The organism is Maritimibacter sp. UBA3975 (assembly GCF_002384975.1).
Taxonomy (GTDB): Bacteria; Pseudomonadota; Alphaproteobacteria; order Rhodobacterales; family Rhodobacteraceae; genus Maritimibacter.
Window position 1 is genome coordinate 1 of record NZ_DGCP01000005.1, and the last position, 26869, is coordinate 26869.

General features: G+C 65.4%; 26 protein-coding genes and 1 tRNA gene. 17 read left to right on the plus strand and 10 right to left on the minus strand.

Features of this window, described 5'->3' with window-relative positions; translation table 11 throughout:
* The first annotated feature begins 187 nt into the window (after positions 1–187).
* From B2585_RS04050 to B2585_RS04060, 3 genes are all read left to right on the plus strand, one after another.
* Positions 188–1183: a zinc transporter ZntB gene (locus B2585_RS04050; RefSeq protein ID WP_292020272.1), complete on the plus strand. Its 996-nt coding sequence runs from the start codon at positions 188–190 to the stop codon at positions 1181–1183.
* Between the two features lie 115 nt (positions 1184–1298).
* Positions 1299–1964, plus strand: a complete 666-nt coding sequence (locus tag B2585_RS04055) for a CatB-related O-acetyltransferase (protein ID WP_292020274.1) — start codon at positions 1299–1301, stop codon at positions 1962–1964.
* A gap of 70 nt (positions 1965–2034) precedes the next feature.
* Positions 2035–2403, plus strand: a complete 369-nt coding sequence (locus tag B2585_RS04060) for an MAPEG family protein (RefSeq protein WP_292020276.1) — start codon at positions 2035–2037, stop codon at positions 2401–2403.
* A gap of 3 nt (positions 2404–2406) precedes the next feature.
* Here the strand turns inward: B2585_RS04060 and B2585_RS04065 are convergent, their stop codons facing one another.
* Positions 2407–3243 (minus strand): class I SAM-dependent methyltransferase, encoded by an 837-nt coding sequence (locus B2585_RS04065; protein WP_292020278.1) that lies wholly within the window; start codon positions 3241–3243, stop codon positions 2407–2409.
* A 95-nt stretch (positions 3244–3338) separates the two neighbouring features.
* On the opposite strand from B2585_RS04065, the gene B2585_RS04070 reads away from it, so the two are divergent.
* The 5 genes from B2585_RS04070 (at position 3339) to B2585_RS04090 (ending at position 7228) form a co-directional block, all read left to right on the plus strand.
* Positions 3339–3414, plus strand: a tRNA-Trp gene (locus tag B2585_RS04070).
* Positions 3415–3535: 121 nt separating this feature from the next.
* The gene (locus tag B2585_RS04075) at positions 3536–5188 is read left to right on the plus strand and encodes a hypothetical protein (protein WP_292020280.1); all 1653 of its coding nucleotides are present in this window, start codon (positions 3536–3538) and stop codon (positions 5186–5188) included.
* Positions 5189–5281: 93 nt separating this feature from the next.
* Positions 5282–5479, plus strand: a complete 198-nt coding sequence (secE, locus tag B2585_RS04080) for a preprotein translocase subunit SecE (protein ID WP_292020282.1) — start codon at positions 5282–5284, stop codon at positions 5477–5479.
* A gap of 196 nt (positions 5480–5675) precedes the next feature.
* Entirely contained in the window at positions 5676–6209 is a 534-nt protein-coding gene (gene nusG, locus B2585_RS04085; RefSeq protein ID WP_292020284.1) for a transcription termination/antitermination protein NusG, read from the plus strand.
* An 89-nt stretch (positions 6210–6298) separates the two neighbouring features.
* Positions 6299–7228: a serine hydrolase domain-containing protein gene (locus tag B2585_RS04090; RefSeq protein ID WP_292020285.1), complete on the plus strand. Its 930-nt coding sequence runs from the start codon at positions 6299–6301 to the stop codon at positions 7226–7228.
* A 1-nt stretch (position 7229) separates the two neighbouring features.
* On the opposite strand, the gene B2585_RS04095 is transcribed toward B2585_RS04090, so the two are convergent.
* Positions 7230–7853, minus strand: coding sequence for a YdeI/OmpD-associated family protein (locus B2585_RS04095; protein ID WP_292020287.1), 624 nt, complete (start codon positions 7851–7853; stop codon positions 7230–7232).
* A 227-nt stretch (positions 7854–8080) separates the two neighbouring features.
* Between B2585_RS04095 and rplK the strand changes: the two genes are divergently transcribed.
* Positions 8081–8506: a 50S ribosomal protein L11 gene (gene rplK, locus B2585_RS04100; RefSeq protein ID WP_292020289.1), complete on the plus strand. Its 426-nt coding sequence runs from the start codon at positions 8081–8083 to the stop codon at positions 8504–8506.
* Between the two features lies 1 nt (position 8507).
* Positions 8508–9206: a 50S ribosomal protein L1 gene (rplA, locus tag B2585_RS04105; protein ID WP_292020290.1), complete on the plus strand. Its 699-nt coding sequence runs from the start codon at positions 8508–8510 to the stop codon at positions 9204–9206.
* Positions 9207–9268: 62 nt separating this feature from the next.
* Here rplA and B2585_RS04110 read toward each other — a convergent pair whose 3' ends face one another.
* The 7 genes from B2585_RS04110 to B2585_RS04140 form a co-directional block, all read right to left on the minus strand.
* Positions 9269–11080 carry an AMP-binding protein gene (locus B2585_RS04110; protein ID WP_292020293.1) on the minus strand — a complete coding sequence of 604 codons (1812 nt, stop codon included), beginning with the start codon at positions 11078–11080 and terminating at the stop codon, positions 9269–9271.
* The gene (locus B2585_RS04115; protein ID WP_292020295.1) at positions 11077–11565 is read right to left on the minus strand and encodes a MarR family winged helix-turn-helix transcriptional regulator; all 489 of its coding nucleotides are present in this window, start codon (positions 11563–11565) and stop codon (positions 11077–11079) included. Before B2585_RS04115 ends, B2585_RS04110 begins: the two co-directional genes overlap by 4 nt.
* Positions 11565–12857, minus strand: coding sequence for a TRAP transporter large permease (locus B2585_RS04120; RefSeq protein WP_292020296.1), 1293 nt, complete (start codon positions 12855–12857; stop codon positions 11565–11567). The genes B2585_RS04115 and B2585_RS04120 overlap by 1 nt, the downstream gene beginning before the upstream one ends.
* The gene (locus B2585_RS04125; RefSeq protein ID WP_292020300.1) at positions 12854–13396 is read right to left on the minus strand and encodes a TRAP transporter small permease; all 543 of its coding nucleotides are present in this window, start codon (positions 13394–13396) and stop codon (positions 12854–12856) included. Before B2585_RS04125 ends, B2585_RS04120 begins: the two co-directional genes overlap by 4 nt.
* 62 nt (positions 13397–13458) lie before the next feature.
* On the minus strand, positions 13459–14478 hold the full coding sequence (locus B2585_RS04130; protein WP_292020302.1) for a TRAP transporter substrate-binding protein: 1020 nt from the start codon (positions 14476–14478) through the stop codon (positions 13459–13461).
* A gap of 104 nt (positions 14479–14582) precedes the next feature.
* Complete coding sequence (locus B2585_RS04135; protein WP_292020304.1) at positions 14583–14951, minus strand: hypothetical protein; 369 nt, start codon at positions 14949–14951, stop codon at positions 14583–14585.
* Positions 14952–15027: 76 nt separating this feature from the next.
* Positions 15028–15525, minus strand: coding sequence for a MarR family winged helix-turn-helix transcriptional regulator (locus B2585_RS04140; RefSeq protein WP_292020305.1), 498 nt, complete (start codon positions 15523–15525; stop codon positions 15028–15030).
* 430 nt (positions 15526–15955) lie between these two features.
* Here B2585_RS04140 and dctP point away from each other — a divergent pair, with 430 nt between their 5' ends.
* From dctP to B2585_RS04165, 5 genes are read left to right on the plus strand one after another with little or no spacing between them, the layout of a single operon-like run.
* Positions 15956–16969, plus strand: coding sequence for a TRAP transporter substrate-binding protein DctP (gene dctP / locus B2585_RS04145; protein WP_292020307.1), 1014 nt, complete (start codon positions 15956–15958; stop codon positions 16967–16969).
* Between the two features lie 54 nt (positions 16970–17023).
* The gene (locus B2585_RS04150; protein ID WP_292020308.1) at positions 17024–17539 is read left to right on the plus strand and encodes a TRAP transporter small permease; all 516 of its coding nucleotides are present in this window, start codon (positions 17024–17026) and stop codon (positions 17537–17539) included.
* A gap of 3 nt (positions 17540–17542) precedes the next feature.
* Positions 17543–18820 (plus strand): TRAP transporter large permease, encoded by a 1278-nt coding sequence (locus B2585_RS04155; protein WP_292020310.1) that lies wholly within the window; start codon positions 17543–17545, stop codon positions 18818–18820.
* Entirely contained in the window at positions 18793–20010 is a 1218-nt protein-coding gene (locus B2585_RS04160) for a cytochrome P450 (protein ID WP_292020312.1), read from the plus strand. Before B2585_RS04155 ends, B2585_RS04160 begins: the two co-directional genes overlap by 28 nt.
* Positions 20007–21185, plus strand: a complete 1179-nt coding sequence (locus tag B2585_RS04165; RefSeq protein WP_292020315.1) for a cytochrome P450 — start codon at positions 20007–20009, stop codon at positions 21183–21185. Before B2585_RS04160 ends, B2585_RS04165 begins: the two co-directional genes overlap by 4 nt.
* Before the next feature lie 17 nt (positions 21186–21202).
* On the opposite strand, the gene B2585_RS04170 is transcribed toward B2585_RS04165, so the two are convergent.
* Complete coding sequence (locus B2585_RS04170; protein ID WP_292020317.1) at positions 21203–22222, minus strand: NADP-dependent oxidoreductase; 1020 nt, start codon at positions 22220–22222, stop codon at positions 21203–21205.
* 262 nt (positions 22223–22484) lie between these two features.
* Here B2585_RS04170 and B2585_RS04175 point away from each other — a divergent pair, with 262 nt between their 5' ends.
* Both B2585_RS04175 and B2585_RS04180 read left to right on the plus strand, forming a co-directional pair.
* Positions 22485–23666 (plus strand): efflux RND transporter periplasmic adaptor subunit, encoded by a 1182-nt coding sequence (locus B2585_RS04175; RefSeq protein ID WP_292020319.1) that lies wholly within the window; start codon positions 22485–22487, stop codon positions 23664–23666.
* Positions 23667–23680: 14 nt separating this feature from the next.
* The gene (locus B2585_RS04180) at positions 23681–26815 is read left to right on the plus strand and encodes an efflux RND transporter permease subunit (protein ID WP_292020321.1); all 3135 of its coding nucleotides are present in this window, start codon (positions 23681–23683) and stop codon (positions 26813–26815) included.
* The last annotated feature ends 54 nt before the right edge of the window (positions 26816–26869 follow it).

Here is a 26869-nt window from a genome sequence, read left to right on the forward strand (position 1 = left end):
AAATCGTCGAGTAATTACCGGGTCCGCTAAAGTGGACCAAACCGGTTGAAGACACTCAGAAGGGCCGCGCCAGTCGCGGCCCTTTTCCTTGTCCGCTCCAGTGGTCACGGGCACTCCTCGCCGCACCCGTTGCGGTCCAAGTCCGAGAACCCTTCCCTTTTCCCGGCGGCCCGACCATCCTGCGGCCATGACCGACACCCATATCCAGTATGCCCATGTTCTGAACGGCCCGAACCGCGGCCAGTCCATCGGTGAGGATGAGCTGCGCGCGGTGTTACGGGACGACACGTTGGGCTGGGTGCATATCGACGGCACACACGATGATGCCGAGACATGGATCGCGCAGCACCTCGACTATCTCGACCCGCAGGCGGTGGAGGCGCTGGTCGATCCGGCCTCGCGCCCGCGCCTGTCGCGGCTGGGCGACGGGCTGATGATCATCCTGCGCGCGATCAACTTCAACGAGGGCGAAGATCCCGAGGACATGATCTCGCTGCGCCTGTGGATCGACGCGCACCGGATCGTCACCGTGTCGCTGCGCCGCGTGCGTGCCATCGAGCGGCTGGATGCTGCGCTGTCGCAAGGGCAGGGGCCAGAGACGGCCGGCGCGTTTCTTGTTGCGCTTATCGAGGACATTACCGGCCGGATCGGTGAATTTCAGAGCGATCTCGACACGCAGGCGGAGGCGCTGGAGGAACAGATCGTCGCGGAGGTCGGCGATCACCTGCGCGGCGCGGTCGTGAACATGCGGCTTCAGGTCATTGCGGCCAAACGCTTCATCGCCCCGCAGCGCGACGTGATCCGCGCCGTGGCCGAGGCGGACGTGCCGTTCATCGACACCGAAACCCATCGCGAGATCGAAGAGGAGGCGGTCAAGATGACGCGGATCGTCGAAGACCTTGACGAGTTGCGCGACCAGGCGATGATCCTGCGCGAGGAGCTGTCGGGGCAGCTCTCGGACCGGCTGAACCGCAACATGTTCGTCATGTCGGTCGTCTCGGTCATCTTCCTGCCGCTCGGGTTCCTGACCGGGCTGTTCGGCGTGAACGTGGGCGGGATGCCGGGGGTGAACGATGGCGACGCGTTCTACTGGCTGGTGGGCTGGCTCACGGTCCTGGTCGCGGCGCTCGTGTTCTTTCTCTGGCGGGTGCGCTGGATCCGGATCGGGCGACGCCGCCGCTGACGCCAGGGTTTTCCGCGCGGGCGATACATGTTATTCACTGCCCACCACTGATGGAGGCGCAAATGGACAAGAGCTGATCTCACCCTTTCTTGCAACGCAATGACAGGAGATCAGCATGGCTGTCCCGTTTCTCGACGCGAACGCGCGTCACCCCATCACGCTGCCCGATGGCAGCACCTATGAAAATACCGTCTGGCTCAAATCCGTGATCGACCACCCGAATATCGAGGTGGGCGACTACAGCTATTACAACGATTTCGAGCCGGTCACGGACTACGCGGCCCGGATCGCGCCCTACCTGCATCCGGGCGCGCCCGAGCGGCTGGTGATCGGCAAGTTCTGCCAGTTCGCCAATGGCACCCGGTTCATCACATCCTCGGCGGATCATCCGAAGCGGTGGTTCACGAGCTTTCCCTTCGCGGTCTTCGACCATTCGCTCATGGACCTCTTCGCCGAGGAATTCGCCAAGGGCGGGGATACCGTGATCGGCAATGACGTCTGGATCGGTGACAGCGCCCGGATCATGCCGGGCGTGACGCTGGGCGACGGTGTGATCGTGGGCTCCGGCGCGGTGGTCACGCGGGACGTACCGTCGTGGTCCATCGTGGCGGGCAATCAGGGCCGGGTGATCCGGCGGCGCTTCCCTGACGCGGTCTGCGACCGGCTCGACCGGCTGGCGTGGTGGGACCGCGACCCGGACGACATCCGCACCCTCGTCCCAGTGCTGGCCTCGGCGGATGTCGGCGCACTGGACGACTGCCTTCGCTCACGCGGTCTTTAGAAAACAGCGTTAGGTGATGGGGGGTTACGCGGCTAGGGTCGGGTCAGTTCATTGAGGGAGGAGATACCTGATGCTGACCTGGATTCTGGCCGCGATCGTCCTGCACGTCGTCTATGTTCTGACGCCGACCATGCTTTATTTCCCGACCGAGGGGATCTCGACTCACATGGCCGGGCGCGACGATCTGCCCAAGCCCGGCCCGCTCGCCGGACGGGCCAGGCGGGCGCTGGCCAACTGGCAGGAGAGCCTGCCAGTGTTCATCGTGCTGGCGCTGCTGGCGGTGTTTCTGGAGGCGGATGCGACGACCGGGGCGATGATCTTCGTGCTCGCGCGCGTGGCCTATCTGCCGCTCTACCTCACCGGGATTCCCGGGGTGCGGACGCTGGCCTGGACCGTGGCGGTCATCGGGCTGGTGATGATGGCGCTGGCCGTTTTCTGAGGCTCAGGCGTCCGGCACCATCTTCCACGCCGTGCGGATACCCGGGGAGCGGGCGATCCCGGCGAGCGCCGTGTCCAGATGTTCGGTCAGGGCGAAGTCGTCATAGACGGGTCGGGCCGACTTCAGGATGGCTGTGAGCGCCGAATCCCTGAGGCCGGTCGTCAACCCTTCGCGCACAGCGAAATCGTCCATGGCACGGGTCACGCCATAAACAAGCGTGGTGTCGTGGGCATGAGCGACGGGCGTCACCCAGTCGCGCAGGAGCGTCATCTGCGCGACCACCCACGGTTCGCGCCAGTGGAGCGCCCCGCACTGGACGATGACCGCGCCGGGGCGCAGCGCCGGATAGAAACTCCGCGCAATGGCGTCGAGCGTCTGGGTGGACTTGGATGCGTCGATGACCAGCACTTCGATGGGGCCGCCGTCCCAGCCCTCCTCCCGCAGGTCGCCCTGGTGCAGCGTGACGCGGTCGGCCCAGGGGGCGAGGAACGCGGTCGCAGCGGGCAGGAGGTCTTGGCCCTCGAACGGTGCGACCCCTGCCGGGTAGAGCCAGCGGCGCTTGGTCGCCTCGTCCGCGCCGAACCTGTCCCAGGCGTGGATCGGGGCGGTGTGACCCGCCGTTTTTTGCCCCTCGGCCAGACGGGCGGTCGAGCCGCCCGCAAAACAGCCAAGGTCCACCACGGCACCGTCGCCGCGCGCCCATTCGGCGGTCAGCCAGTGGAGCAAAAGCTCCTCTTCATGGGCCAGCATCGTGGGCACGGCGCGCGCGTGTCCAAGCCGGTCGGGGCCGCCCGGGAACCACGGGCTGTCGTCGAAAATCGAAAAATCGCGCGCTGTCATGGACCGCGATTAGCACGCAGGGCGAAAGCCGCCAAGGACGGGGCATATTGCCCTTGAAACGAACCGGCGCATGGCGTATCTCCCGGGCCGGTCCTAGGGGTATAGCTCAGTTGGTAGAGCGACGGTCTCCAAAACCGTAGGTCGCGGGTTCGAGCCCTGCTGCCCCTGCCAGACCCGCCGGTTAGCCATACCGTGCCGCCCTCGTTCCCCGCATTTTACCCCGACAGCGCCCCAAAGCCGCCCGAATTGTCCTGTGAAATATGACCCTGCGATGTTTGCTCCGGGGTAGGTTGTGCAAAGGCTGATTATCCTCTTCTTCATGTTGCCGTGGTGGGCCTATGTGCCGATCGCGGGCGGCGTCGCGTACCTGGGCCAGGAAGTCTATTCTCACGAGATGGAGGCCGAGGCCGCGCGCGGCGTGGCGCTCGAACTGGGCGCGCCCGATCCGGTGGATCTCGCCCTGTTCGATGAGGAAGTGCATATCGGCCCGGCCCGCGAGGTGAATGTCGTCGGCTGGATCAACACCGACTACAATTACACCCTGACCAAGCGCACGAACGGCGTGAAGACCTCGGAACGCTATCTTTACATGGTGTTCGGTGTGGGCGACGACCCGGCTTCGCGCACCGTACGCGCGGCCATCGTGTTCACCGCGCGTGAGCGGGACCATTTCATCGACAATATCGACGACTTCATCGCCGCCTATCAGGGCGATGTCCCCGTGTTCCGCTTCGGCGGTTTTGCGAGCACCGGCGAGTCGATGTCGGCGATGGTGTCCGACGCCATCGCAGAGCAGGGGCTGCGCAAGGCCGACGATTTCTTCTACCTCGACCCTTTCCTCGAAGGGCGCGAGGTCGCGCTGGCAGCGCAGGGTGCGCCCGAGAGCGCGCGCAAGAATTTCTGGGCGGCGGCGTTGGCCATCGCGCTTCTGGGGCTGGCCAAGCGCATGTTCGGCTGGGGCCGCAAGCCGAGCGCGGCGTCGCGGGCCATCGATCCGCGCAAGGCCGTGCAGGTGCAGGCGCCCGCCGGCGCGAACAAGGCGATGGACTACGACTATACGTTCAAGGCCAGGTCGCGCGACGTGGAGCTGTCCAAGGATATCGCGCCAGACAGCCCGCTGGGCCGGATCGCGCTTCGCAATGCGCCGCCGCCCGTTGCCGCGCCAGAGGCCGCACCCACGCCCAAGGCGCAGCACACGCGTGCGGCCCGGCTCGCAGACGTGGCGCGCAAACGGTTTCGCAAGGCGGTTCGGCGCACGATCTTTGGCGGCGGGGGGCTTATGCTTGGCGCGGTGACGCTGGCGCTCGTGTTGGCGGGGCGCGGCAATTCCGACCTTGCCGCGCTGGTCACCGTTCTGCCGATCGCGGCGCTTTTCGTTGTCTTGCCTTTGTCGGTCCTCATCATCGCCGTGCGTTTCATGAAAATGCAGTCGGCCATCCGGGCAGCCGGCCGCATGGCACCTGATACGGCGCCCGAGGAGATCGAGCCTGTGCGGGCGCCCAAAAAACCTGCGCAGGTCGCCGCGAAGCGGGGGAGGCCTGTGCGCTTCCTGTTCGGTCTTGCCGCGATCCTGGCGGCCTGCGGATACCTCACCGGCCCCGGTGCGCAGATGGTAAGCCTGCCTGTCGAGGGGATCGTGCCCTTCGCCGAACCGATGGTGTTCTACACGCTGGCCGGTATCCTGATGGCGATGACGATCCTGTTGCGGCTGCGGGGCGGACGTCGTGTCGCTGAGGCGCAGGCCCGTCCTCATGGTGCGGAGCCGCCGCTCACCGCCGATCCGGCGGCCCGGATCGGGGCGCGCCTTTCCGGCAGCCGCGCCTGGGTGAAATCGGGAGGCCGGGGCAAGCCTGCAAGCCCGATGGCGGTCAACGTGGACATGTGCGACCGGATGAAAGCCGACCCATTCGACCGCTTCGCAGAACAGGCCCGCGCCCTGCGCTGATCCTGCCCGGCGCGCGCGTTGCGGTGAGACGCGGGTTGAAAACCCCCGCCGCGTGGCGTATCTGCCGCCTTGGTTACGCGAGAAGGGAAACTCATGGCCAGGACCAACCCGTTCCAGTTCATCCAGCAGGTTCGCTCGGAGGTGTCGAAGGTCACATGGCCCACGCGCCGCGAAGTCATGCTGACCTCCGGGATGGTCATCGCGCTTACCGCGCTGGTGGCCGTGTTCTTCTCGCTCGTCGATCTTGCGATCCGCAGCGGTCTGACCGGCATCCTCGGCGTCTTCGGCTGACAACGCCGAAGGCGGGCCGCAGTGCGGCCCCGACCGGGCCCGGTGCGGCGAGGCTTGAAAAACCCCGCGCACGGCGGTAGATGAGCGACCATTCCCCGCAGGCGTGCAATGATTCGAATTGCACGCCCGTTTTTTACCCCCGGGGCAAAAGTTGAAAAGGGCGGCGTCCGTCGCCCGCAGGAACAGGACAAGCACGATGGCGAAACGGTGGTATTCGGTGAGCGTTCTCTCGAACTTCGAGAAGAAGATCGCCGAGCAGATCAGGACTGCCGTGGTCGACGCCGATCTCGGTGAAGAGATCGACGAGGTTCTGGTTCCGACCGAAGAAGTGATCGAAGTGCGCCGGGGCAAGAAAGTCCCGACCGAGCGCCGCTTCATGCCGGGCTATGTGCTCGTCCACATGGAAATGTCCGACGAGGGCTATCACCTCATCAACTCGATCAACCGCGTCACCGGCTTCCTCGGTCCGCAGGGCCGCCCGATGCCGATGCGCGATGCGGAGGTCGAGGCGATCCTTGGCCGTGTCGAGGAAGGCGTGGAAGCGCCGCGCACCCTGATCACCTTCGAGATCGGCGAAAAGGTCAATGTCACCGACGGCCCGTTCGAGGGCTTCGACGGCATGGTCGAGGGCGTGGACGAGGACAACCAGCGCCTAAAGGTCTCGGTCTCCATCTTCGGCCGCGCCACGCCGGTCGAGCTGGAATACACGCAGGTCTCCAAGCAGAACTGAACAAGCTGCTCACGCGTCTTCGCGAAAACATGCTAACCCCTTCGGGACGTGGGTCCGGGAGGGGTTTTCTTTTGCGTGGTGCGTGGCTTTTGGCGTTGCTCCTGCTGCCGCAGGGTCTTTGGGCGCATGAGACGCCCTGGGTGCGGTATGCGCATATCGGCGGGGAGCCTGTGTTGGACGTATCGGGTGACGGAGTAGACGAGCGCACCCCTTTTGCCGTCGCATCGGTCGGGAAGACCATGACGGCGGTAGCGGTGCTGCGGCTGGTCGAACGGGGAGATCTGGATCTCGATGATCCCGTCACCACCATCGACCACGACTGGCCCGATCTCGACGGTCTGGACGGGGTGACGATCCGCCATCTTCTGACCATGACCAGCGGGCTGGGTGAGTATTACTGGCCCGATTACGTCGAGGATGCCCGCGACGATCCGGATCGGGTCCAGAAGCCCGAAGTGGCCCTCACCTATGCCCTGCCGGAAGCAGCGATTTTCGCGCCCGGCACCGATTTCGATTACTCGAACACCAATTACCTGATCCTCGGGATCGTGCTGGAGACCCTGAGCGGTGACAGTTACGCCGAGGTCATGGCGCGCGAGGTCTTTGCACCCGCAGGAATGCTCGACAGTTTCGTGGCCGGGTCACGCGCGCTGCCGGAGGGATTTCCCCGCGGCCATGCGGGACGGAGCCATGTCCGGGACTACTACGCACATCAAGGGTTCGGGGATGGCGGTGTGCTCGCCTCCGCGCGCGATCTCGTGGCCTTCTACGACGCGTTGTTCGGCTCCGAACGCCTCCTGTCGGACGCGATGCGCGCGCAGATGCTGATAGACCCGATCGGCGAAGACTATGGCATGGGTATCGTCGTCTCGGGTGACTGGGTGGGTCATTCCGGTGGCGACCTTGGCTTTTCCTCGGACGTTGTGATGGACCGGACTACGGGCGACATCGCGGTGGTTCTGGCCGGCGAGGAAGACGCGGATACCGACTGGGCCTTCAGCCTGCTGTCCGGACGTTGAGCTAGCGGTCCATCGCGCCCTTGCCTGCGAAGATCTTGTCGCGGAACTTCTCGATCCGCGCGAAGCGGGTCTCCGGCTTCTTGGCTTGGTTAAGGTTGAAGGTATAGCTTTTCTGGCGCCCCGGCGTGAGGGCGGCGAAGGCTTCGGCGAGCTCCGGGTCGGCGTCGAGCGCTTCGGTCAGTTCCTCGGGTATCTCGACCTCGCGCACGACCTTGGGGGGCTTCACGCCGCGTTCGGCGTACTCCATCAGCTCGGCGAGGTAGGCGCGGATGATCGGCTCCATCTGGGCGGGGTCGTCGTTGGAGGTGAAGAAGAGGACGTTCCGGACCTGCGAATTCGGCCCGGCGGGCTTCAGCACGCCCTCGGGGTCTTTGAGCAAAACACCGTTCATGAAGGTGAACCGGAAGTCGCCGCGAAAAGCGCCCATCAGAGCGATGTTGCGGCCAGCGTGCATGTAGACGGGATGCGCCCATTTCACATGCTCGGACAGGCCCATGTCGAGGCAGATCTCGCGCAGCGTGTTCTGGCCCCTCTTCCACTGCTGGATCGAGCAATCCGGCGTGTCGAACCGGTCGCAGCGCCCGCAGCCCCGGGTGAAGTAGTCCTCGATGTCGGTAATCATCATACCGTGGCCTCCGCGTTCGGTCGGCAGGATAGGGCGGCGGGCGCGGGCTGCAAACGAATCCCTTGCCATTGGCGGGACGAGGCGGTATTTCCGCCCCGTTCAGGGCAGCCTCGCGCGTGCCCTGTTCATCTTTTGTGGGAGGCGAGGGCGTCGCGACGTCCGGACCTGACCACGGCAACAAAGGCCTCGCGACGCGTCGGGAGGCTGTTGGAATAAGGAGAGGCCAGATGGCCAAGAAACTTGCTGGCAAGATGAAGCTGCAGATTCCTGCAGGTCAAGCCAACCCCTCGCCGCCGGTGGGTCCCGCCCTCGGTCAGCGTGGCATCAACATCATGGAATTCTGCAAGGCGTTCAACGCCAAGACGCAGGAGATGGAGCAGGGTGCGCCTTGCCCGACCGAGATCACCTACTACCAGGACAAGTCCTTCACGATGGACATCAAGACGCCCCCGGCGTCCTACTTCCTGAAGAAGGCCGCGAAGCTGAAGTCGGGCGCAAGCACGCCGGGCCGTGGCACCGTCGGCACCGTGTCGGTCGCACAGGTCAAGGAAATCGCGGAAGCGAAGATGAAAGACCTGAACGCCAACGACATCGAAGCAGCGATGAAAATCGTCCTGGGCTCCGCCCGCTCCATGGGCATCGAGGTGAAGTAAGATGGCAAAGCTTGGAAAACGCACCCGCGCCGCCCGTGAGCAGTTCGCCGACAAGATGAACGTCACCGTCGAGGACGCGGTCGCTCTGGTGAAGGCCAACGCCTCCGCCAAGTTCGACGAGTCGGTCGAGATCGCGATGAACCTCGGCGTCGATCCGCGCCACGCCGACCAGATGGTCCGTGGCAAGGTGTCGCTGCCGAACGGCACCGGTAAAGAGGTCCGCGTGGCCGTCTTCGCCCGTGGAGACAAGGCCGAGGAAGCCAAGGCAGCCGGCGCCGACATCGTGGGCGCCGAAGACCTGATGGAAACCGTTCAAGGCGGCAAGATCGACTTCGATCGCTGCATCGCCACACCCGACATGATGCCGGTCGTCGGCCGTCTGGGTAAGGTTCTCGGTCCCCGTAACCTGATGCCGAACCCCAAGGTCGGTACCGTGACGATGGACATCAAGGAAGCCGTGGAAGCCGCCAAGGGCGGTGAGGTCCAGTTCAAGGTCGAGAAGGCCGGGATCATCCACGCCGGGATCGGCAAAGCCTCGTTCGACGAAGGCAAGCTGGCCGAGAACGTGCGCGCGTTCGTGGACGCCGTGTCCAAGGCCAAGCCGGCCGGCGCGAAGGGCTCGTACCTGAAGAAGGTCTCGATCTCCTCGACGATGGGCCCGGGCGTGTCGATCGACATCGAGAACGCCACCGGCAACTAAGCCGCACACGATTTGAATTGAGAGGGGCGGGCCTGCGGGTCCGCCCTTTTTCGTCGCACCTGTCAGATCGCGACGACCGTGAGGGTGATCGGCATCCCCGCGAGTGCGTCGCGCATCTCACCAAACCTGTCCGCCGGCACCGCGACGGTCGTGGCGAGCTTGTCATCCACGCGCACGTCGGGGCTCACACCGAGCGTCTCGCCAGCCGCCGCAATGGCCCAGCGGATCGCTTCGGCGCGCAGGGTCGGCTTGAAGATCTTGCCGACTGGCGTGAGCGGCATGGCTTCGACCATCCCGACCCGTTTCGGCAGGGCCACCGGGTCTTCGATCCGGTCGCGCAGGAAGTCGATGAGCGCGGCTTCGGTCACTGTCGCGCCCGCCCGGGTTTCGGCGAAGGCGACGGGGAGTTCGCCGGCATAGGCATCTGGCATACCCACGGCAGCGGCGTTGAGAACGTCCGGGTGCGCCAACAGCGCGTCTTCGATCATTTGTGGGTCGATGTTGTGGGCGCCCCGGATGATCACGTCCTTCTTGCGCCCGACGATGAACAGCCGCCCCGCGTCGTCGACCCTCCCCAGATCGCCGGAGACGAGCCAACCACCATCGAGGAACGTGCCCGCATTGCGTGCGGGGTCGGAGTAGCCCGCAGCGACATTGGGGCCGCGCAAGGCGACGATGCCGGTTTCGCCCGGTGCAAGGGGCTTGGCCGGGTCCGCGTCCCCCTCGGTCTCGCCAAAGATCGCGATCTCGGAGAACGGCATGCGCAAGCCGCAGGACAGGGGCGTGCGCGAGCCCTGCACCGGCTCCACCGCGATGGCCCCCGCGCATTCCGTCATGCCGAGGATGTTGCGCACCGGGACGCCCGTGTGCGCCTCTGCCGCCTCGGCAAGCTCGGTCGGCAGGGGAGAGCCGCCGGTAAGGAGCCATTTCAGCGTCGAGATGTCCGCGTCGACGGGCGTGGCTTTCAACGTCGCGAGGATCGTCGGCACGACACCGAGAACGGTGATCCCAAGGCGCTCCACCTGTTGCCAGATCGACCCCATGAACGCCGCGTTGCGCATCCCGAGCCGACCGGGCACGACGAGCGTGCCGCCGGCGGAGATGGTGGACAGGCCATAAACGAAAGCCCCCGCGACGTGGAACAGCGGAAAGCCGTTCACCACCACGTCCTCGGGACCAAGGTCGTGCATGAGCGCGCAGGAACGGGCGACATGCGCTTCGTTCAGCCGCATGTGCTGCACGAGCTTCGGCGCGCCGGTGGTGCCGCCGGTATGATAGAAGGCGGCGAGCGCGGTCTGGTCGCCTTCCGGCACGATGTCTTCGCCGGGGCGGGCGATCCGCTCCTCGAAGACGCCATCGGCGCCGGGGCTGTCCGCGTCGGCGTCGCAAGCGAAAATCGGCAGGTCGATCCCTTCGGCCCGCAGGGCGGGCACGAGCGCCGACCAATAGTCCAGCTCGCCGTTCACCCCCATGATGACAACCGCTCCGGCATCCGCCGCGCGGATCAGCGATGCGATGTGATCTGGTTTGAGCATCGGGTTGATCGGACAGGCCCGCCCCGCCACCTGCGCGCCCCACAGGGCGGTCTGGGCGGATACGGTGTGCTGGGTGAGGATCGCCACGGATTTCTCCGCCGTCACGCCATTCGCGCGAAACAGCCGTGCGGCCCCCATGACACGGCTGGCGAAATCGGCATAGGTGACGGCTTCGTCACGGCTGGGGTCGGCGGCATCGTGGATATAGCGGATCGCGACCGCGTCGGGCCGGGTCGCGGCCTGATGGCGCAGGATGTCCCACGGGGTTTGATGTGGGAAGACAGTGTCGAAACCCCGCGCTTCGAGCGTGGCGATGTCCGATGCGGTCCTGATGGTCATGCCTGATCCTGGTGCAGTCGTCGCAGGTTCGTATCCAGCCGGTCGAGCAGGACGAGAAGCCGGTCCTTGTCCTCCTGGCTCAGCCCGTCGGTCAGCGCCGTTTCGTGCGCGCGCACTTCGACCTCGAGTGCCGAGAGCTTTTGCGCGCCGTCCGGGGTCAGGTGGACCCGGCGCACGCGCCGGTCCTCGGGGGCCTTGCGCCGCTCGATCCAGCCTTCGCGTGTCAGCGTGTCGAGGATCGGGACAAGCGAGGAACGGTCGAGAAAGATCGCCTCCGCCAGCCGGGTCTGTGTGATGCCGGGGTTGGCCTCGACAAGCTTCAGCATCCCGAAGTAGCGCGGGGCGGAGCCGTGGCCGGTCGCCTTCTGCTCGAACGCCTTGTAGGAGGCGATCTGAAGCAGCCGGATGCGGTAGGAGACCGCGTGTGCCAGCACGTCAGGTTCGGTGAGATCGGCCACGTCGCGGATGATCCCGGTATCGCCCATCAGTTCATGCTCGACGGCAGGAACAGCACGAGCGCGGGGAAGGCGATAAGCAGGATGAGGCGGAAGATGTCGATCACCACGAAGGGCGTGACGCCCTTGAAGATCGTGGTCAGGCTCACCCGGCTGGCAATCGAATTGATGACATAGACGTTCATGCCGACCGGCGGCGTGATGAGGCCGAGTTCGACCGTCATCACGATGATGACGCCGAACCACACCGGATCGAAGCCAAGCGCGGTCACGACCGGGAAGACGATGGGAACCATCAGGATGATCATCGCCATCGCGTCAAGGAAGCAGCCCATCACGAAGAACAACAGCAGGATGAGGGCCAGCGTGCCGTAGCGCCCGCCGCCGATCTCGGTCAGGAAACTGGTGATGTCCTGCGGGACCTGGGTGATGGCGAGGAAGTAGCCGAACAGGGTGGCCCCGATCAGGACAGTGTAGATCGCGACCGAGGTACGCAGCGCCTCGACCAAGCTGTCGAGCAGGCTGGACATGTTCAGCCGACCGCGCGCGATCCCGATGAGTGCGGTGAGGAGCGCGCCGACCGCGGCCGCCTCGGTCGCCGTGACGATGCCGAAATAGATCGACAGGATCACGGCGATGAACAGCAGGCCCACGGCCCAGACGCCGCGCAGCGCCGAGAGCCCTTCGCTCAGCCGAAAGGGCTCGGCGGCGGGGAGCTGACGACCGTACCAAATCCGCACGGTGAGCATGTAGAGAAGCAGCGCGAGGATGCCGGGCACGATGCCCGCGATGAACAGCGTGCCGATGTCGGTTTCGGTGATGAAGCCGTAGATCGCGAGGACGACCGAGGGTGGGATCAGGATGCCCAGCGTGCCGCCTGCCGCGATGATACCGGTGGCCGAGGCGTCGCTGTAGCCTGCCTTTTTCATCTCCGGATAGGCGATCTTGGTCATGGTCGCAGCCGTCGCGACCGAGGAGCCGCAGATTGCCGCGAAGCCGCCGCAGGCCCCGACGGAGGCAAGGCCGAGGCCGCCCTTGAAACCTCCCAGCCAGGCGCGTCCCGCGCGGAACAGCTCCGAGGACATGCCGGAATTGGTGGCCAGCACGCCCATCAGGATGAAGAACGGAATGAGGGTGAGGTTGAAATCGGTGATCGCCGCGATGGGCGAATTGGACAGCAGGTTCAGCGCGGGTTTGAGCCCCACGACGCTGGCGAACCCGCCCACGCCGACGATGCCCATGGCGATCCCGATGGGCACACGCACGGCCATGAGGGCGAAGAGGATGACGAAGCCGCCACCTGCGATAAGCTCGTTGCTCATTTCTTCTGGTCCTTGATGAGCTTTTCGTCGATCCCGTCGAACTCGCCCAGATCGCTGTTCGAGCGGGCGATGAGCCAGATGCGCACAGCGATGGCGAAGAGCGCCGCGATGAGCCCCGCCCATATGGCGAGGAAGAAGGGCCAATGCGGCAGGCGCAGGTCCATCGTGGAGTCGCCGCCGCCCATCGTGGACATGACCCGTCCGAAGATTTTCCACGTCATCACGGCGGTGAAGGCGAAGAGCACCGCCCAGGCGAAGAGGTTGAGCCATTTGCGCGCGGCGGGGCGCAGCGCCTGTGCCAACAGGTCCACCTTGATGTGGCTGCCGTGATAACCGACCGAGGCCATGCCCCAGGCGATGGCGATGCCGAGCATCAGGCGCGAGACGTCGAAAGCGTCCGGGATCGGACGGGCGAAGCCGTAACGCCCGATGGCCGAGGCCACGATGAGGATCGTGACGAGGCCAAGGATCACGCCGGCGATGCGTTCGATGAACCGGATCACCCGGCGCACGGGCCGGGGGGCGGGGCTGCTATCCATGATGTGTTCCCGGACGGAAAAGGTGGCGCGGGGACCACGAGCCCCCGCGCCGGGTTTCAGGCTCAGTAGTCGGCGTTACGCGCCTGAAGCGCTGCCATGTAAGCCTCGAGGATCGCGTCGGCATCGCCGCCCTTGTCGCTCACGGCAGCCTTCCACTCGTCGATCAGCGGGGCCGCGGCGTCACGCCATGCCTGGACCTCTTCTTCGGTGGGCGTGTTGAACGTCTGGCTGTCGTCGGCCATGAGCCGTTCCTTCGCGGCCATGTCGTCCTCGTACCAGCCCTGCGCGACCTTGCCGGTCCATTCGGGCGTGCAGTGATCGTCGATCACGGCCTTGTTCTCGTCCGAAAGGCCCTCGTAGCTGTCCTTGTTCATCACCATGACCTGTGCCGAGAGATAGAACGGCATGTCGAGGTGGACAGGCACTTCCTCGGTCAGTTTGAAGTCGTACATCGACCCCCAGGGGAAGGTGACGGCTTCGGCCGTGCCCTTGGACAGAGCTTCGCGCACTTCCGGGGCGGGCACCTGAACGGGGCCACCGCCGAGAAGCGAGACGAAGCGCGCCATGGTGGCGTGGGCCGGGCGCACGTTCTTGCCGGATATACCCTCGGGGCTCGTCACGGTTTCCTGCGTGTGCAGCGCGCCGGGGGCGTGGGGATGCACGAAGCAGACCTTCACGTCCGACATCTCCTGCTGCGCGCCGTATTCGGCATACCATTCATGGATCGCCATCGCGCCCTGAACGCTGTCGGAGACCATGAAGGGGATCTCAGTCGCGGCATAGATCGGGAAACGGCCTGCGGTATAGCCGGGGTTCACATAGGACAGGTCGACGATTCCGTCCTTGGCCATGTCATAGTGGTCGGGCGCACGGCCAAGCTGCTGGGCCGGGAAAATGTCGATCTGGATGCGGCCGTCCGAGGCCTCCATCACGGCTTCGGCCCAGGGCTGGATGCCCTTCGATGCGGGGGCGATGGTCGGCGGCACCCAATGCGACAGACGCAGGGTGACTTCCTGCGCGGCGAGGGTTGCGGGGACCATTGCGGTCAGGATCGCGCCAAGCGCGACGGTGGTCTTTTTCATGATATCCTCCCTGTGAGTCCGATTTGCCGGATCTCAATAATGATGGATATCAAACAAAATGCGCAAATCAAACGGATTCGTGAGATTTGCACCGGTGAAGCCCGTCAGAAGTGCGCCTTTGGCTCGTCCGGACGCCCGGCGGCGATGGCCAGCAGTCCGCCCACGAGGCAGAAGCCGATGGGGAACATTGTGAAGACCCCGAAGCCGAAGGCGTAATACATCATCGCACCCGCGAGCAGCAGGAGAATACCACCCCAGAGCGCGCGCACCTTGGCCATGGCGCCCCCGGCGATGGCCAGAAGCGGGGCCATGAAGCTCGCCATCCGGATGAATTCCTCGTTCTGGACGAATCCGAACGCCTCGCCGATCTCGACGTTGTTCCGGACGACCTCGGTGTAGCCGTAGTTGAAAAAACCCACGACCATGGCGATCAGTCCGCCGATGATGCCGAGCATGAGGGCCGCGTTGCGCATCTGTCCTGCCTCGATGTTTCGATGTCTGGGGTGTCAGATAGGGGTGCCCCATGTGCCCGATCAAGATGTCGGGGGGTCAGTCCGCCCCGGAAGATGGCTGGATCGACACGCGCGAAGACAGCGAGGCGTGGAGTTTTTCCAGCACGCGGAAGAACACCGCGAGGTCTTCGCGGGAGATTCCTTCGGTGACTTCCTGGTTCAGCGGCACCGACAACTCACGGATCGCGGCGACCAGTTTGTGGCCCTCGGAGGTCAGGGTGATCGCGTTCATGCGCCGGTCGCCCGCGACGCGCTGCCGTTCCAGATAACCCTGCGCTTCCAGGGATTTGACGAGCTTGGCGATGGCCGACTTCTTCATCGCAAGGTTTTCGGCCAGATCGTTCTGCGAGATGCCGGGATTGACCCAGATAAGGCAGAGGATGCCGATGGAGCCCGATTCGAGGTTCAGGGGCGCACGGATCGACACGCCGACCGAGCGCAGCATCGAATGGAGGTTGCGGATCATGAAAGGCAGGTCGGACGAAAGCGGACCGAGTATGATCCGGTTCTTGCCGGTTTGGCTGGTGTCGTTCACGAATGGTCCTCCAACTTCCCCACAGACTCCCCAATTCGGCTTCGTATTGCAAGCCGAGGAGGCGATAATATAGTTCATCGAGTGAACAAGATGGTCAGCGTGGCTCACAGTCTGGCCATGGGCTCGGCGTTGATGCGCCTTAAGGCGCGCTGGCGCCCGGGTTCGCTCAGGCCCCACATGCGCTGCGGCATTCTGTCATTGACAGGCCGAAAATAGTTCACAAAGATACATAAATAGGGAGGAGATGAGATGGCGCATGCGCTTGAAGGCATTTTTGCCGCCGGTTCCGGGCAAACGCCGGACGGGTCTCACGCGCCTCTTGTCCTCATCATACACGCGACAGGCACGGGATCCGTGGCCTGCGAGACGACCGAATAACCCAAGCCGGGATACAACCCCGGCGTTTTTTCAAACCTTCAGGGAGGAGACTATGAAGGACTTCATCAAGACGACGGTGCTTGGCGCCCTCATGGCCACGGCGGGCAGCGCCGTTATGGCCGAAACCGAGCTGCGCCTTTCGGTGGAAACCCCGCCGGGCCATGTGCGCAACCTCGCCGCCGAGCGCTGGGCCGAGGCCATCGAAGAGGCATCGGGCGGCGAAATGACCGTCGAGGTCTTCCCGGCCGCGCAGCTGTACAAGTCGGCTGACGCGATCCGCGCTCTCGCCTCGGGCGCGCTGGATATGTCGATCCAGGCCAACGTGACCATGAGCCAGTTCGAGCCGAACCTGTCGTTCTCGATCCTGCCGGTGTTCTTCGGGCGCACGGCGGAAGAAGCGCAGGCGGTTCTTGAAGGGCCGATCGCGGGTGAGGTCAGCGATATGCTCGCCGAGAAAGGCATCGCCGTGCCGGGCGCCGCCTTTCTCTTCGCGCCGCAGCATACCGCCTTCACCACCGAAACGGTCGTCGAAAGCTATGACGACCTGACCGGGCTCAAGCTCGCCACGCCGCCCTCGCCGGTCGTGGTCGGCGTTCTCAAGGAAATGGGCGGCGCCCCGCAGGCCGCGCGCCGGTCCGAGATCCCGCTTCTGCTCTCGCAAGGCCAGATCGACGGGATGGGCGGCGTGACCGAGCTGACCATCATCGGCGGCAAGCTGTGGGAATCCGGGATCAAGCACATCTTCGCGGACAATGCGGGATGGGGCTTTTACATGCCGGTCGTGTCGCAACGCACGATGGACAAGCTGACGGACGAGCAGCAGGCCATCATCCGTGACACTTGGACAGAGGTCGGCGAATGGGCCGCCGGCTACGCTGCGGACGAAATGGCCAAGGCGCGCGAGACGCTCGCCGCCAACGGTGTGACCGTGCTCGATGCCGATCTCGACATGGTTGCGGCGAAGCGACAGGAGCTTCTCGACCTTCAGGACTCGATCGTCTCTGACGGCGGTATGGATGCCGATTTCATCGCGCGCGTCACCGAAGCGCTCGACGGCAGCATGTAAGAAAAAACGCGTTGCCCTGCAGGGACGCGGGGCAACGCAACCGACAGGTCACCCATGATTACCCGTATTCTCACGATATGGTCTCGCATCGAGACCTTTCTCATCGGCTTGCTGCTGATCATCGCACTGGCGATCTTCCTGGGCGGCGGGCTGCTGCGCGTACTGTCGCCGGGCAACGCGGTCGACTGGGCGACCGAAGTGTCGATCTACTTCATCATCTGGGCGACCGTCCTCGCGGGCGCCGCCATCGTGCAGGAGGATCGCCACCTGCACACCGAGGTCTTCATCGCGGCTCTCAGCCCGCGCGCCCGCCGTGTGCTCGGCTGGGCCATGTCGATCTTCGCCATCGCCTTTATCGCCGTCATGCTGGTCTATGGCTGGCAGGCCTATGAATTCGCGAACCTGCTGGACGAACGCTCCGGCTCATCCCTGCGCACGCCTCAGGGGTTCGCGGTGTTCCTGCCGCTGCCTGTGGGCATGGCCCTGATCCTCGTGCGCTGTGCGCTCATGCTGATGAACGGTCAGCGTCCGTTCGGACATCTGTCCGACGTGCCGGAACGGGGGGAGTAACCGATGGACGCCTTTATCGGTCTCGGAGGAATGCTCCTCCTCATGGCGCTCGGCGCGCCGATCTTCGTGGCGCTGGGCGCAACCGCGATGGTGATGATCGCCATCGAGGGCCGCCCCCTGATGGACGCCGCGGCGCATACCGTGTCGGGCCTCAACTCGCCCACCTTCCTTGCCGTGCCGTTCTTCGTGCTGGCGGCGACCTTCATGCAGAAAGGCGGCATCGCGCGCATCATCATCGACGCGGCGGAAACGTGGGTCGGCCATTTCAAGGGCGGTCTGGGTCTGGTCGCCGTGATCGCGACGACGCTGTTCGCCGCGATTTCCGGGTCGTCCGTCGTGACCGCAATGGCGATGGGGACATTCCTGATCCCGGCGATGGTCGCGCGCAATTATGACCGGCCCTTCGCGCTGGGCCTCGTGGGGGCCTCCGGCACGATGGGCATCCTGATCCCGCCCTCGCTGTCGATGATCCTTTACGGCCTCATCGCCGAGGAAAGCGTGCCGCGCCTGTTCATCGCGGGGGTCATCCCCGGTCTCATTCAGGCGCTGCTCCTGGGCGCATGGGTCATGTTCTACTCCCGTCGCAAGGGCTATGCCTCGGGCGAGCGGGCGACGCGGGAGGAGTTCATCCGCAAAAACCTCAAGGCGCTGCCGGCCGTGGCGATCCCGCTGTTCGTCTTCGTCGGCATCTATTCCGGCTACACGACCGTGACCGAAAGCGCGGGCGTGGCGGCTGTGGCGAGCGTTCTGGTCGCCGTCTTCGTTTATCGCGAGGTCACGCTGCGCGAGATTTTCTCGATGACCGCCGAGGGCATGAAGGCCGCGTCGGGCGTGTCGTTCATCGTCATGTTCGCGCTGCTTTTCGCGCACTGGATCACCGGGTCCGGGGTGCCCACGAAGCTGGTGGAGTTCGCCATCGAGGCGGACCTGAAGCCGTGGCAGTTCCTGCTCGCGCTCAACATCATGATGCTGATCCTGGGCATGTTCCTCGACGCCATCGCGGTGATGCTGATCGTGACGCCGATCATCCTGCCGGTGCTGGCGCCTCTTGGCATCGACCCGGTGCACTTCGGCATCGTGCTGATCGTGAACATGGAGATCGCCTTCCTCACCCCGCCGATCGGCCTGAACCTCTTCGTTCTGTCGTCGATCTCGAAGGCGCCGATGTCGGAGGCCATCCGCGGGATGGTGCCCTTCGTCCTGATCATGGCGTGCTTCCTCATCCTTATCACCTACGTTCCGGAGATCACCCTATGGCTGCCGAACAGATTGATGAACTGAGGCGGGCCCCGGACCCGGTCTGGGACCCGCACGACCCTGAAACCATCGACACCTACCCGGCTGTCTGGCGCGCGCTGCGCGAATCGCACCCGGTCGCGTGGAGCGACAAGTGGGGCGGGTTCTTCACCGTGATGCGCTACGAGGACATTCAGACGGTCGAGAAGGATCACGAGACGTTCACCGCGACCAAGCTGTCCATCGTCCCTGCCTCGCCCAAGCTGGGTCTGCCGCGCCTGCCGCTGCAAAAAGACCCGCCCGAGAGCGAGCGGTATCGCAAGGCGATGAACCCATCGTTCAAGTCGAACAAGATCAAGACGTTCGAGCCGCAGTTGCGCGACCTCGTGGACCGGCTGATCGACGAGGCGAAGGACAAGGACGCCGGAAACGTGGACTTCCCCGTTCAGATCGGCGAGCCGATGAGCCAGGGCTCGCTGGGTCTGATCGTGGGGTTCGACACGGAAGAGTCGCTGGAGATCGGGCGTCTGTCGGCCACCTACGTCCACGCGATCCAGAGCCGCGACATGGGCACGGCGGCGAAGATGTCCAAGGGCGTCGATGCCTTCGCGATCAAGCTGGCGCAGAGCCGTCTGAGCGAGCCGCGGGATCCGGAGAGCGACATGGTGTCCTCCATCCTCGCCCAACCGGTGAAGGGCGAGCCGTTCACCGAGACCGAGCTTGCGGGCATGGTGCGGCTTCTGCTCGTGGGCGGTCACATCGCCTCGCGCTGCCTGATGAATTCGCTGGCGTGGCATCTGGCGACCAACCCGGAGCACGCGCAGCTTCTGCGGGACGATCCGTCGGTGAAGCCCACCTTTCGGGACGAGATCCTGCGGTTCTACCCGGCGAACCAGAGCCTCGCCCGCGTGGCGGCGAAGGATACGGTCCTGAACGGCACCTTCATCCCCAAGGGCACGCCGGTCGCGATGAACTACGGTTCGGCAAACCGCGACCCGCGGGCGTTCGACGACCCCGAGACTTTCGATCCGCGCCGCAGCCCCAACCGACACATCACGTTCGGCTATTCGACGCATATGTGCATGGGGCAGGCGATGGCGAAATTACAGATCGACGTGATGACCGATGCGCTGACCGCGCAGCCGGGACTGAGCGTAGTTGGCACCCCGACATGGGGCCGCTGGACCGAATTCGGCATCAACACCCTGACGCTCGACATGCGAGGTGCGACATGAGCCACAAGCCCGACTTCACGGTCCCCGAGACCGAAGACTTCGACAGCCCGCACGCGCTGTTCGCCGAGTTGCGCAGCCATTGCCCGGTCGCGTGGTCGGACGAAATGGGTGGTTTTTGGGCCGTGACCAAACACGCCGATGCCAAGGCCGTTCTGGAAGACTGGCAGATGTTCACGACCACGGTGCAGAACGTGGTGCCGCGCGTGGCGACCACACAGCGCCGGCCTCCGCTGCACCTCGATCCGCCGGCCAACACGCCCTATCGCAACGCGATCCAGAAGTTCCTGACGCCGAACCGCCTCAAGGAATGGGAGCCGAAGCTCGAAGTCATGGTGGCCCGGTTTCTGGACCCCTGGATCGAGGCGGGCGGGGGCGACATCTGCAAGGAGTTTTCCTTCCTCCTGCCGATCGCGCTGCTGGCCGATTTCTTCAACCTCTCGCCCGACAAGGCCGAGTTGATCCGCGAGGTGGGGGCCGAGTTCAACATGGCGTTGCAACGGCAGGACTTCGACCTGCTGCGCCAGAAGTCCGACGAGCTTTACGACATTGCCGCCGACCTGATCGCGGACCGTCACGCCAACCCGCGCGACCCCGACGCGGACCCGACGGCGAGCCTTCTGGCGGTGCGGGTGGATGGCGAACCGCTGGCCGACGACCTGATCCTCGGCGCGCTGCGCCAGTTTCTGCTGGTGGGGATCATCGCGCCCACGACCTTCATCGGGTCGATGGCGGTCCACCTGTCGCGCCACCCGGAGCATCACGCGGAGCTGTCCGAGAATCCCGATCTCGTGCCCGACGCGTTGGAGGAGCTCTTGCGGCTCTACACCCCGTATCGCGGCTTCGCGCGCACGGCGCGGGAGGATACCGAGATTTCCGGATGCCCGATCTCCAAGGGCGATCCGGTGGCCATCGTGTTCACCTCGGCCAATCGGGACGAGGACGTGTTTCCCGACCCGCATACCTACCGGCTCGACCGCGAGGCGCGCGATCTGCTGACCTTCGGGCGCGGGCCGCATATGTGCCCCGGCGCACCGCTGGCACGCGTGCTGTTGCGCGAGACGCTCAAGCAACTCACCCAGAAAACCGCGCGGCTGGAGCAACGCGGCGACATGGATATGACCAACTGGCCGGAATACGGCCCTCTCAGCGTCTCGTTCGACGTGGTGACGCGTTAGGAAAAACTCGACCCCGATCAGAGGCGGACGAGCTGTTTGCCCTGCTTGGCCCCGGTCATCATCCGAACGAACGCTTCGGGCACCCGTTCGAACCCGTCGAGCACGTCCTCGCGATACTGGATGTGACCGTCGCGATACCATTGGGCGAGCTTGGCGAAAGCCTCGTCGCGCCGGTGCCACCAGTCGAAGACGATGAGCCCCTCGATCCGGGCGCGGGTGACGATGAGGCGTGAGGACGCGCGCAGGCCGATATCCTCGCTTGGTGCCTTGTCCACCACCGCGATGCGGCCGCAGATGATGACGCGGGCGCGGGTGGCGAGCCGCGACAGTACCGCGTCATGGATCGGCCCGCCGGTGTTGTCGAAGAACACGTTCACGCCGTTGGGGGCGAGATCGTCGAGGGCCGCGCCGATGTCCGGGCAGGTCTTGTAGTTGATGCCGGCATCGAAACCGAGCGCGCGGCAATGGTTTAGCTTGTCGTCGCTGCCCGCGATCCCGATGACGGTCGCGCCCATAAGCTTGGCGATCTGGCCCACGAGTTGCCCGACCGCCCCGGAGGCCGCCGAGACGACGAGTACGTCGCCGGGCACGGGTCGCCCGATCTCGGTCAGGCCGACATAGGCGGTCAGGCCGGGCATCCCGAGCCACGACAGCGTCGCCTGTTCCGGAACGCCCTCGGGCACCCGGTTGGTGGCGGCCGAACCGGGCAGGTCGGGCGTCAGCACCGCGTATTCCTGCCAGCCGACGCTCATCGACTCGGCCATGTCGCCCACATTCCAGTCGGGGTGGTTGGACGCGATGACCTCGCCCACACCGCCGCCATGCATGACACCGCCGGGCGCGACACCGGCGGCATAGTTCGCGGCGGGCGAAATGCGGCCGCGCATGTAAGGATCGAGCGAGAGCCATTTCACGCGGATCAGGATCTGTCCCGGGCCCGGTTCTGGCCGCTCGGTTTCGACCATGCGCCACGTTGCCTCGGTCGCCGCGCCGTCTGGATAGGTGTCGAGCACCCATTGCCGGTTCATCATGGTCATGGCCCTCCCAGCCCCGTTTCCTCCCGGATAGCCGCCACGGGCGGGGGCGACAACAGGCGTGGGTTTCGTGGTGCCTTACCGGAATGTGAAAAGACAGCGCGCTGTAAGCGCCCTACGGTGGGTCGGGACAGGATCGCCCGGCGGGACACAGAGGGGCGGCACGCCATGACGGCTGGTGCCGCCTAACGTCTTGCTGATAGGTTCGCGCGAACGCCAAGGACCCGCCCGCGGGCGGACCGGCACAGGTAAGGTTTTGACATAGATGCGGTTTGGCTGGATCAAATCGGCCCTCATCCAGATTGTCGCAGTCACCGCCGTCGTGGCGGCGTTTCTCGCCATCTGGGTGACACAGGTGCCATCGGCGCGGGCGTGGCTCGACGAAGCCGGGATCTCCGACGTGATCGGCCTGCCGCCCGCCGAGGCAGCAGAGGAAGCCAGCGGGCCGCGCCGGTTCGGCGGGTTCGGCCCGGCCAAGGTCATCACCGCACCTGTCGGGACGGGCGCGCTCAATGACCGGATCACCGCCATCGGCGACGGTCGCGCGCTGCGGTCTGTCGCGGTCCGCGCCGAGGCCAGCGGGCGGATCACCGAGATCGGCTTTCGCGCAGGCGACATGGTCGAGGAAGGCACCGTCATCTTCCACCTCGATGACGAGGCAGAAACCATCGCGCTCGACCGCGCCCGACTCCTGCTCGAAGATGCGCAATCGGATGCCGACCGGCTCGACCGGCTGCGGCAGGCCGGTTCGGCGACCGCGGTGGCCCTGAGCGAGGCGGAGCTTGCGTTGCGCACCGCCGAACTGAGCGTGCGGCAGGCGGAATTCGACCTCGATCAGCGCGTGGTGCGTGCGCCGATCGCGGGCTGGGCCGGGCTGCTGGAATACGAGGTCGGCGACCGCGTGAGCGCGACCGAGGAACTCGTCGTCCTGTCGGACCGCAGCGAAATCCAGATCGACTTCCGCGTGCCGGAGCGTGTGCTCGGGTCGCTCGAAACCGGCATGTCGATCACCGCGAGCCCGCTCGCCCTTCCGGGGGTCGAGATTGAGGGCGAGGTGGTGGCCATCGACAACGTGGTCGACCGCAACAGCCGCACCGTGCGGGTGCTGGGCCAGCTTGCCAACGACGGCGACAGGCTGCGGGAAGGGATGTCGGTCGAGGTCGAGCTGGCCTTCGAAGGCGACCCTTATCCGACGGTCGATCCGCTCGCCGTTCAGTGGTCCTCGGACGGCTCCTTCGTCTGGACCGTGCGCGAGGGCAAGGCGGTGCGGGTGCCGGTCGAAATTCGCCAGCGCAATTCCGAAGCGGTGCTGGTGGAGGGCGCGCTCGAACCCGGTGAGCCGGTGGTGATCGAGGGGGTGCAGACGCTGCGCCCGGGCGCCGAGGTGGAGGTCGAGGACGACCGCGCCGCGCTCGCACGTCCCGACTTGCCCCTGCGCAAGTCCTGAGCGGAGGGCAGGCCATGAACGACGAACCCGATCAGACCCCGGACGAAACACCGCACGTCCCACCGCAGGAGACCGGGGGGATCGGCCTGTTTGTGCGCCGCCCCATCCTCGCCTTTGTCCTCTCCGCGCTGATCCTGATCGCGGGTTTCGCCGGTCTGTCGGGCATCGAGATTCGCGAATTGCCGGATGTGGACAGCCCCGTGGTCACGGTCACGACGAACTTCCCCGGCGCATCTCCGGAAACCGTGGATCAGGAGATCACGGCGCGGGTCGAGGGGGCCGTGGGCCGCGTCTCGGGAATCCGGACGATTTCATCCAGCTCGCGCTACGGACGCAGCCGGGTGACGCTGGAATTCGGCGACAGCGTGGATCTCGACGTGGCCGCGACGGACACGCGCGACGCGATGGCGCGGATTTCGAACCAGTTGCCGGAGGGGGCCGATGACCCTCGGATCGTCAAGGCCGATGCCAACGCCCAGCCCGTGCTGCGGGTCTCGGTCACATCGCCCTCCCGCTCACCGCAGGAGCTGACGCAGCTCGTGTCGGACCGGGTCGAGGACAGGCTGTTTTCGGTCACCGGTGTGGCCGATCTTCAGGTCTACGGCGACCGCGCACCGATCTTTCGCGTCGACATAGACCAGCGCAAACTGGCCGCGCGGGGGCTGACGCTGGCCAACCTGCGCAGCGCGCTTGCCACGGTCGCCTTCGACGTGCCGGCGGGCGACCTGTCGGGGGCGCGCCAGACGATCAACGTGCGCACGACCGCGATGATCTCGACCACCGAAGCCTTCGAGGAACTGGAGGTCGCGGAAAACGTGCTCCTGGGCGACGTCGCGCAGGTTTCGCTTGGCCCGGCGCCGAATGAGACCGTGCTGCGCGCCAACGGCCAGACCGGGGTGGGTATCGGCATCATCCGGCAGGCCACGTCGAACACGCTGGAAATCTCCGAGAACGTCCACCGGGTCGTGGATGAGCTGTCGCAGACGCTTCCCGACGATGTGGATATTTTCGTCAGCTCGGACGACGCGATTTTCATCAACGGCTCGATTCAGGAAGTGCTCAAGACCCTCGGGCTGGCCGTCGCCATCGTGATCGCGATCATCTTTCTATTCCTGCGCAACCTGCGCGCGACGCTGATCCCGGCGCTCACCATGCCGGTCGCGCTGATCGGCACGCTCGCCGCGCTTTACCTTGTCGGCTTCTCGGTCAACATCCTGACCCTGCTCGCGCTCGTGCTGGCTACGGGCATGGTCGTGGACGACGCCATCGTGGTGCTGGAGAACATCGTGCGCCACCGGACGCGCGGCACCGGCCCGCGCGCCGCCGCCGTGATCGCGACGAAGGAGGTCTTCTTTGCCGTCGTCACAACCACCGCGACGCTGGCCGCCGTGTTCATACCGCTGTCGTTCCTGCCCGGTCAGGTGGGCGGGCTGTTTCGCGAGTTCGGCTTCACGCTCGCCATAGCGGTCATGCTGTCCTCCGTCGTGGCGCTTACGCTTTGCCCGGTGCTGGCGAGCCGCCTGCTGACCAAGCCGGTCAACCCGAATCCGCGCGGGCCGCTCGTCTGGCTGGGCAACCGGCTCGTCGCGCTCTATCGCGGGGTTCTCACCCTGTCGCTGCGCGCGCCATTTGTCGTGCTGGCCATCGCCGCGCTCTTTGGCGCTACGGCGTGGTTCATGGCGGGGGGCATCCGGAGCGAGCTGACCCCGCGTGAAGACCGGGCGGTCGTGCTCCTTTCGGTCACTGCGCCGCAGGGCGTCGCGCTCAACTACACCACCGGCAAGATGGCCGAGATCGAGCATGGGATCGAACACCTGCGCGAAAGCGGTGAAGTCACCAGCGTTTTCTCCATCACCGGTTTCGGCGGCAACACGTCGCGCGGCTTCATGGTCATGGGCCTTGCCCCGTGGGATCAGCGGGACCGAAGCCAGGACGAAATCGCGGGGGACATCAACGCGGCGCTAGGCGATGTGATCGGCTTGCGCGCCTTCGTGATCCAGCCCAATTCCCTTGGCATCCGGGGGGCGGGCCGGGGCCTGACCTTCGCGATCACGGGCAACAATTACGATCAGCTTGCGGGCGTGGCGGAAGACCTTGTCGCGCGCATGTCCGAGAACCCGGCGTTCGGCAACGTGCGGCTCGGGTTCGAGACGACCATGCCGCAGCTTTTTGTCGAGATCGACCGCCGCCGTGCCGCCGACCTCGGCGTCGACATCACCGGGCTGGGCGAGGCGTTGCGGGCCGTGCTGGATGGTCGCTCGGTGGGCGAGCTGTTCATTGACGACACGTCCTATGACATCCAGATGCTGTCGTCCTCGAACCCGGTGAACGATCCTTCCGACCTTGAAAACGTCTTCGTGCGCGCAGGCGACGGCCAGATGATCCCCATGTCCACTTTCGTGACGCTGACGGAGCGCGCGGTGGCGCCGGAACTGAACCGGGAGGGGCAGAACCGCTCGGTCGAGATCTCCGCCGGCCTGACCCCCGCCATGTCGCTGGGCGCGGCGATGGAGGCGGTGGAGCGTCTGGGCGACGAGTTGCTGGCCGAGGAAAACCGGATCGTGCCGCTGGCCGAAGCCGCGACGCTGGACCAGACCTCCTCGGGCCTGTTCATGACCTTCGGCTTCGCGATCCTCGTCGTCTTCCTCGTGCTGTCGGCGCAATTCGAAAGCTTCGTCTCGGCGGTGGTCGTCATGTCCACCGTGCCCTTCGGACTTGCCTGTGCGGCCATTGCGATGGTGCTGACGGGCCTGTCGCTCAACGTCTATTCGCAGATCGGTCTGGTGATGCTCATAGGCATCATGGCCAAGAACGGGATTCTGATCGTGGAGTTCGCGAACCAGTTACGCGACCGGGGCTATGCCCTGCGCGACGCGATTTTCGAGGCGTCCACCATCCGGCTGCGCCCGGTGATGATGACCATGACCTCGACCGTTCTGGGCGGGGTGCCCCTGATCCTGTCGTCGGGTGCCGGGGCCGAGGCGCGGGAGGCGCTGGGCTGGGTGATCGTGGGCGGGCTTGGCCTCGCCACGTTGTCGACGCTCTTTCTGACCCCGGTGGTCTATCTCCTCCTCGCCCGGTTCACGAAGCCCAAAGTGGAGGCCGAGAAACGGCTGGCGCGGGAAATGGCTGCGGCTGCCGAAGCCTGACTCTGCGGTTTTCCGTGGCGTGCGAAATGCGCTATGCGCGTGGCGAGGCAGCGC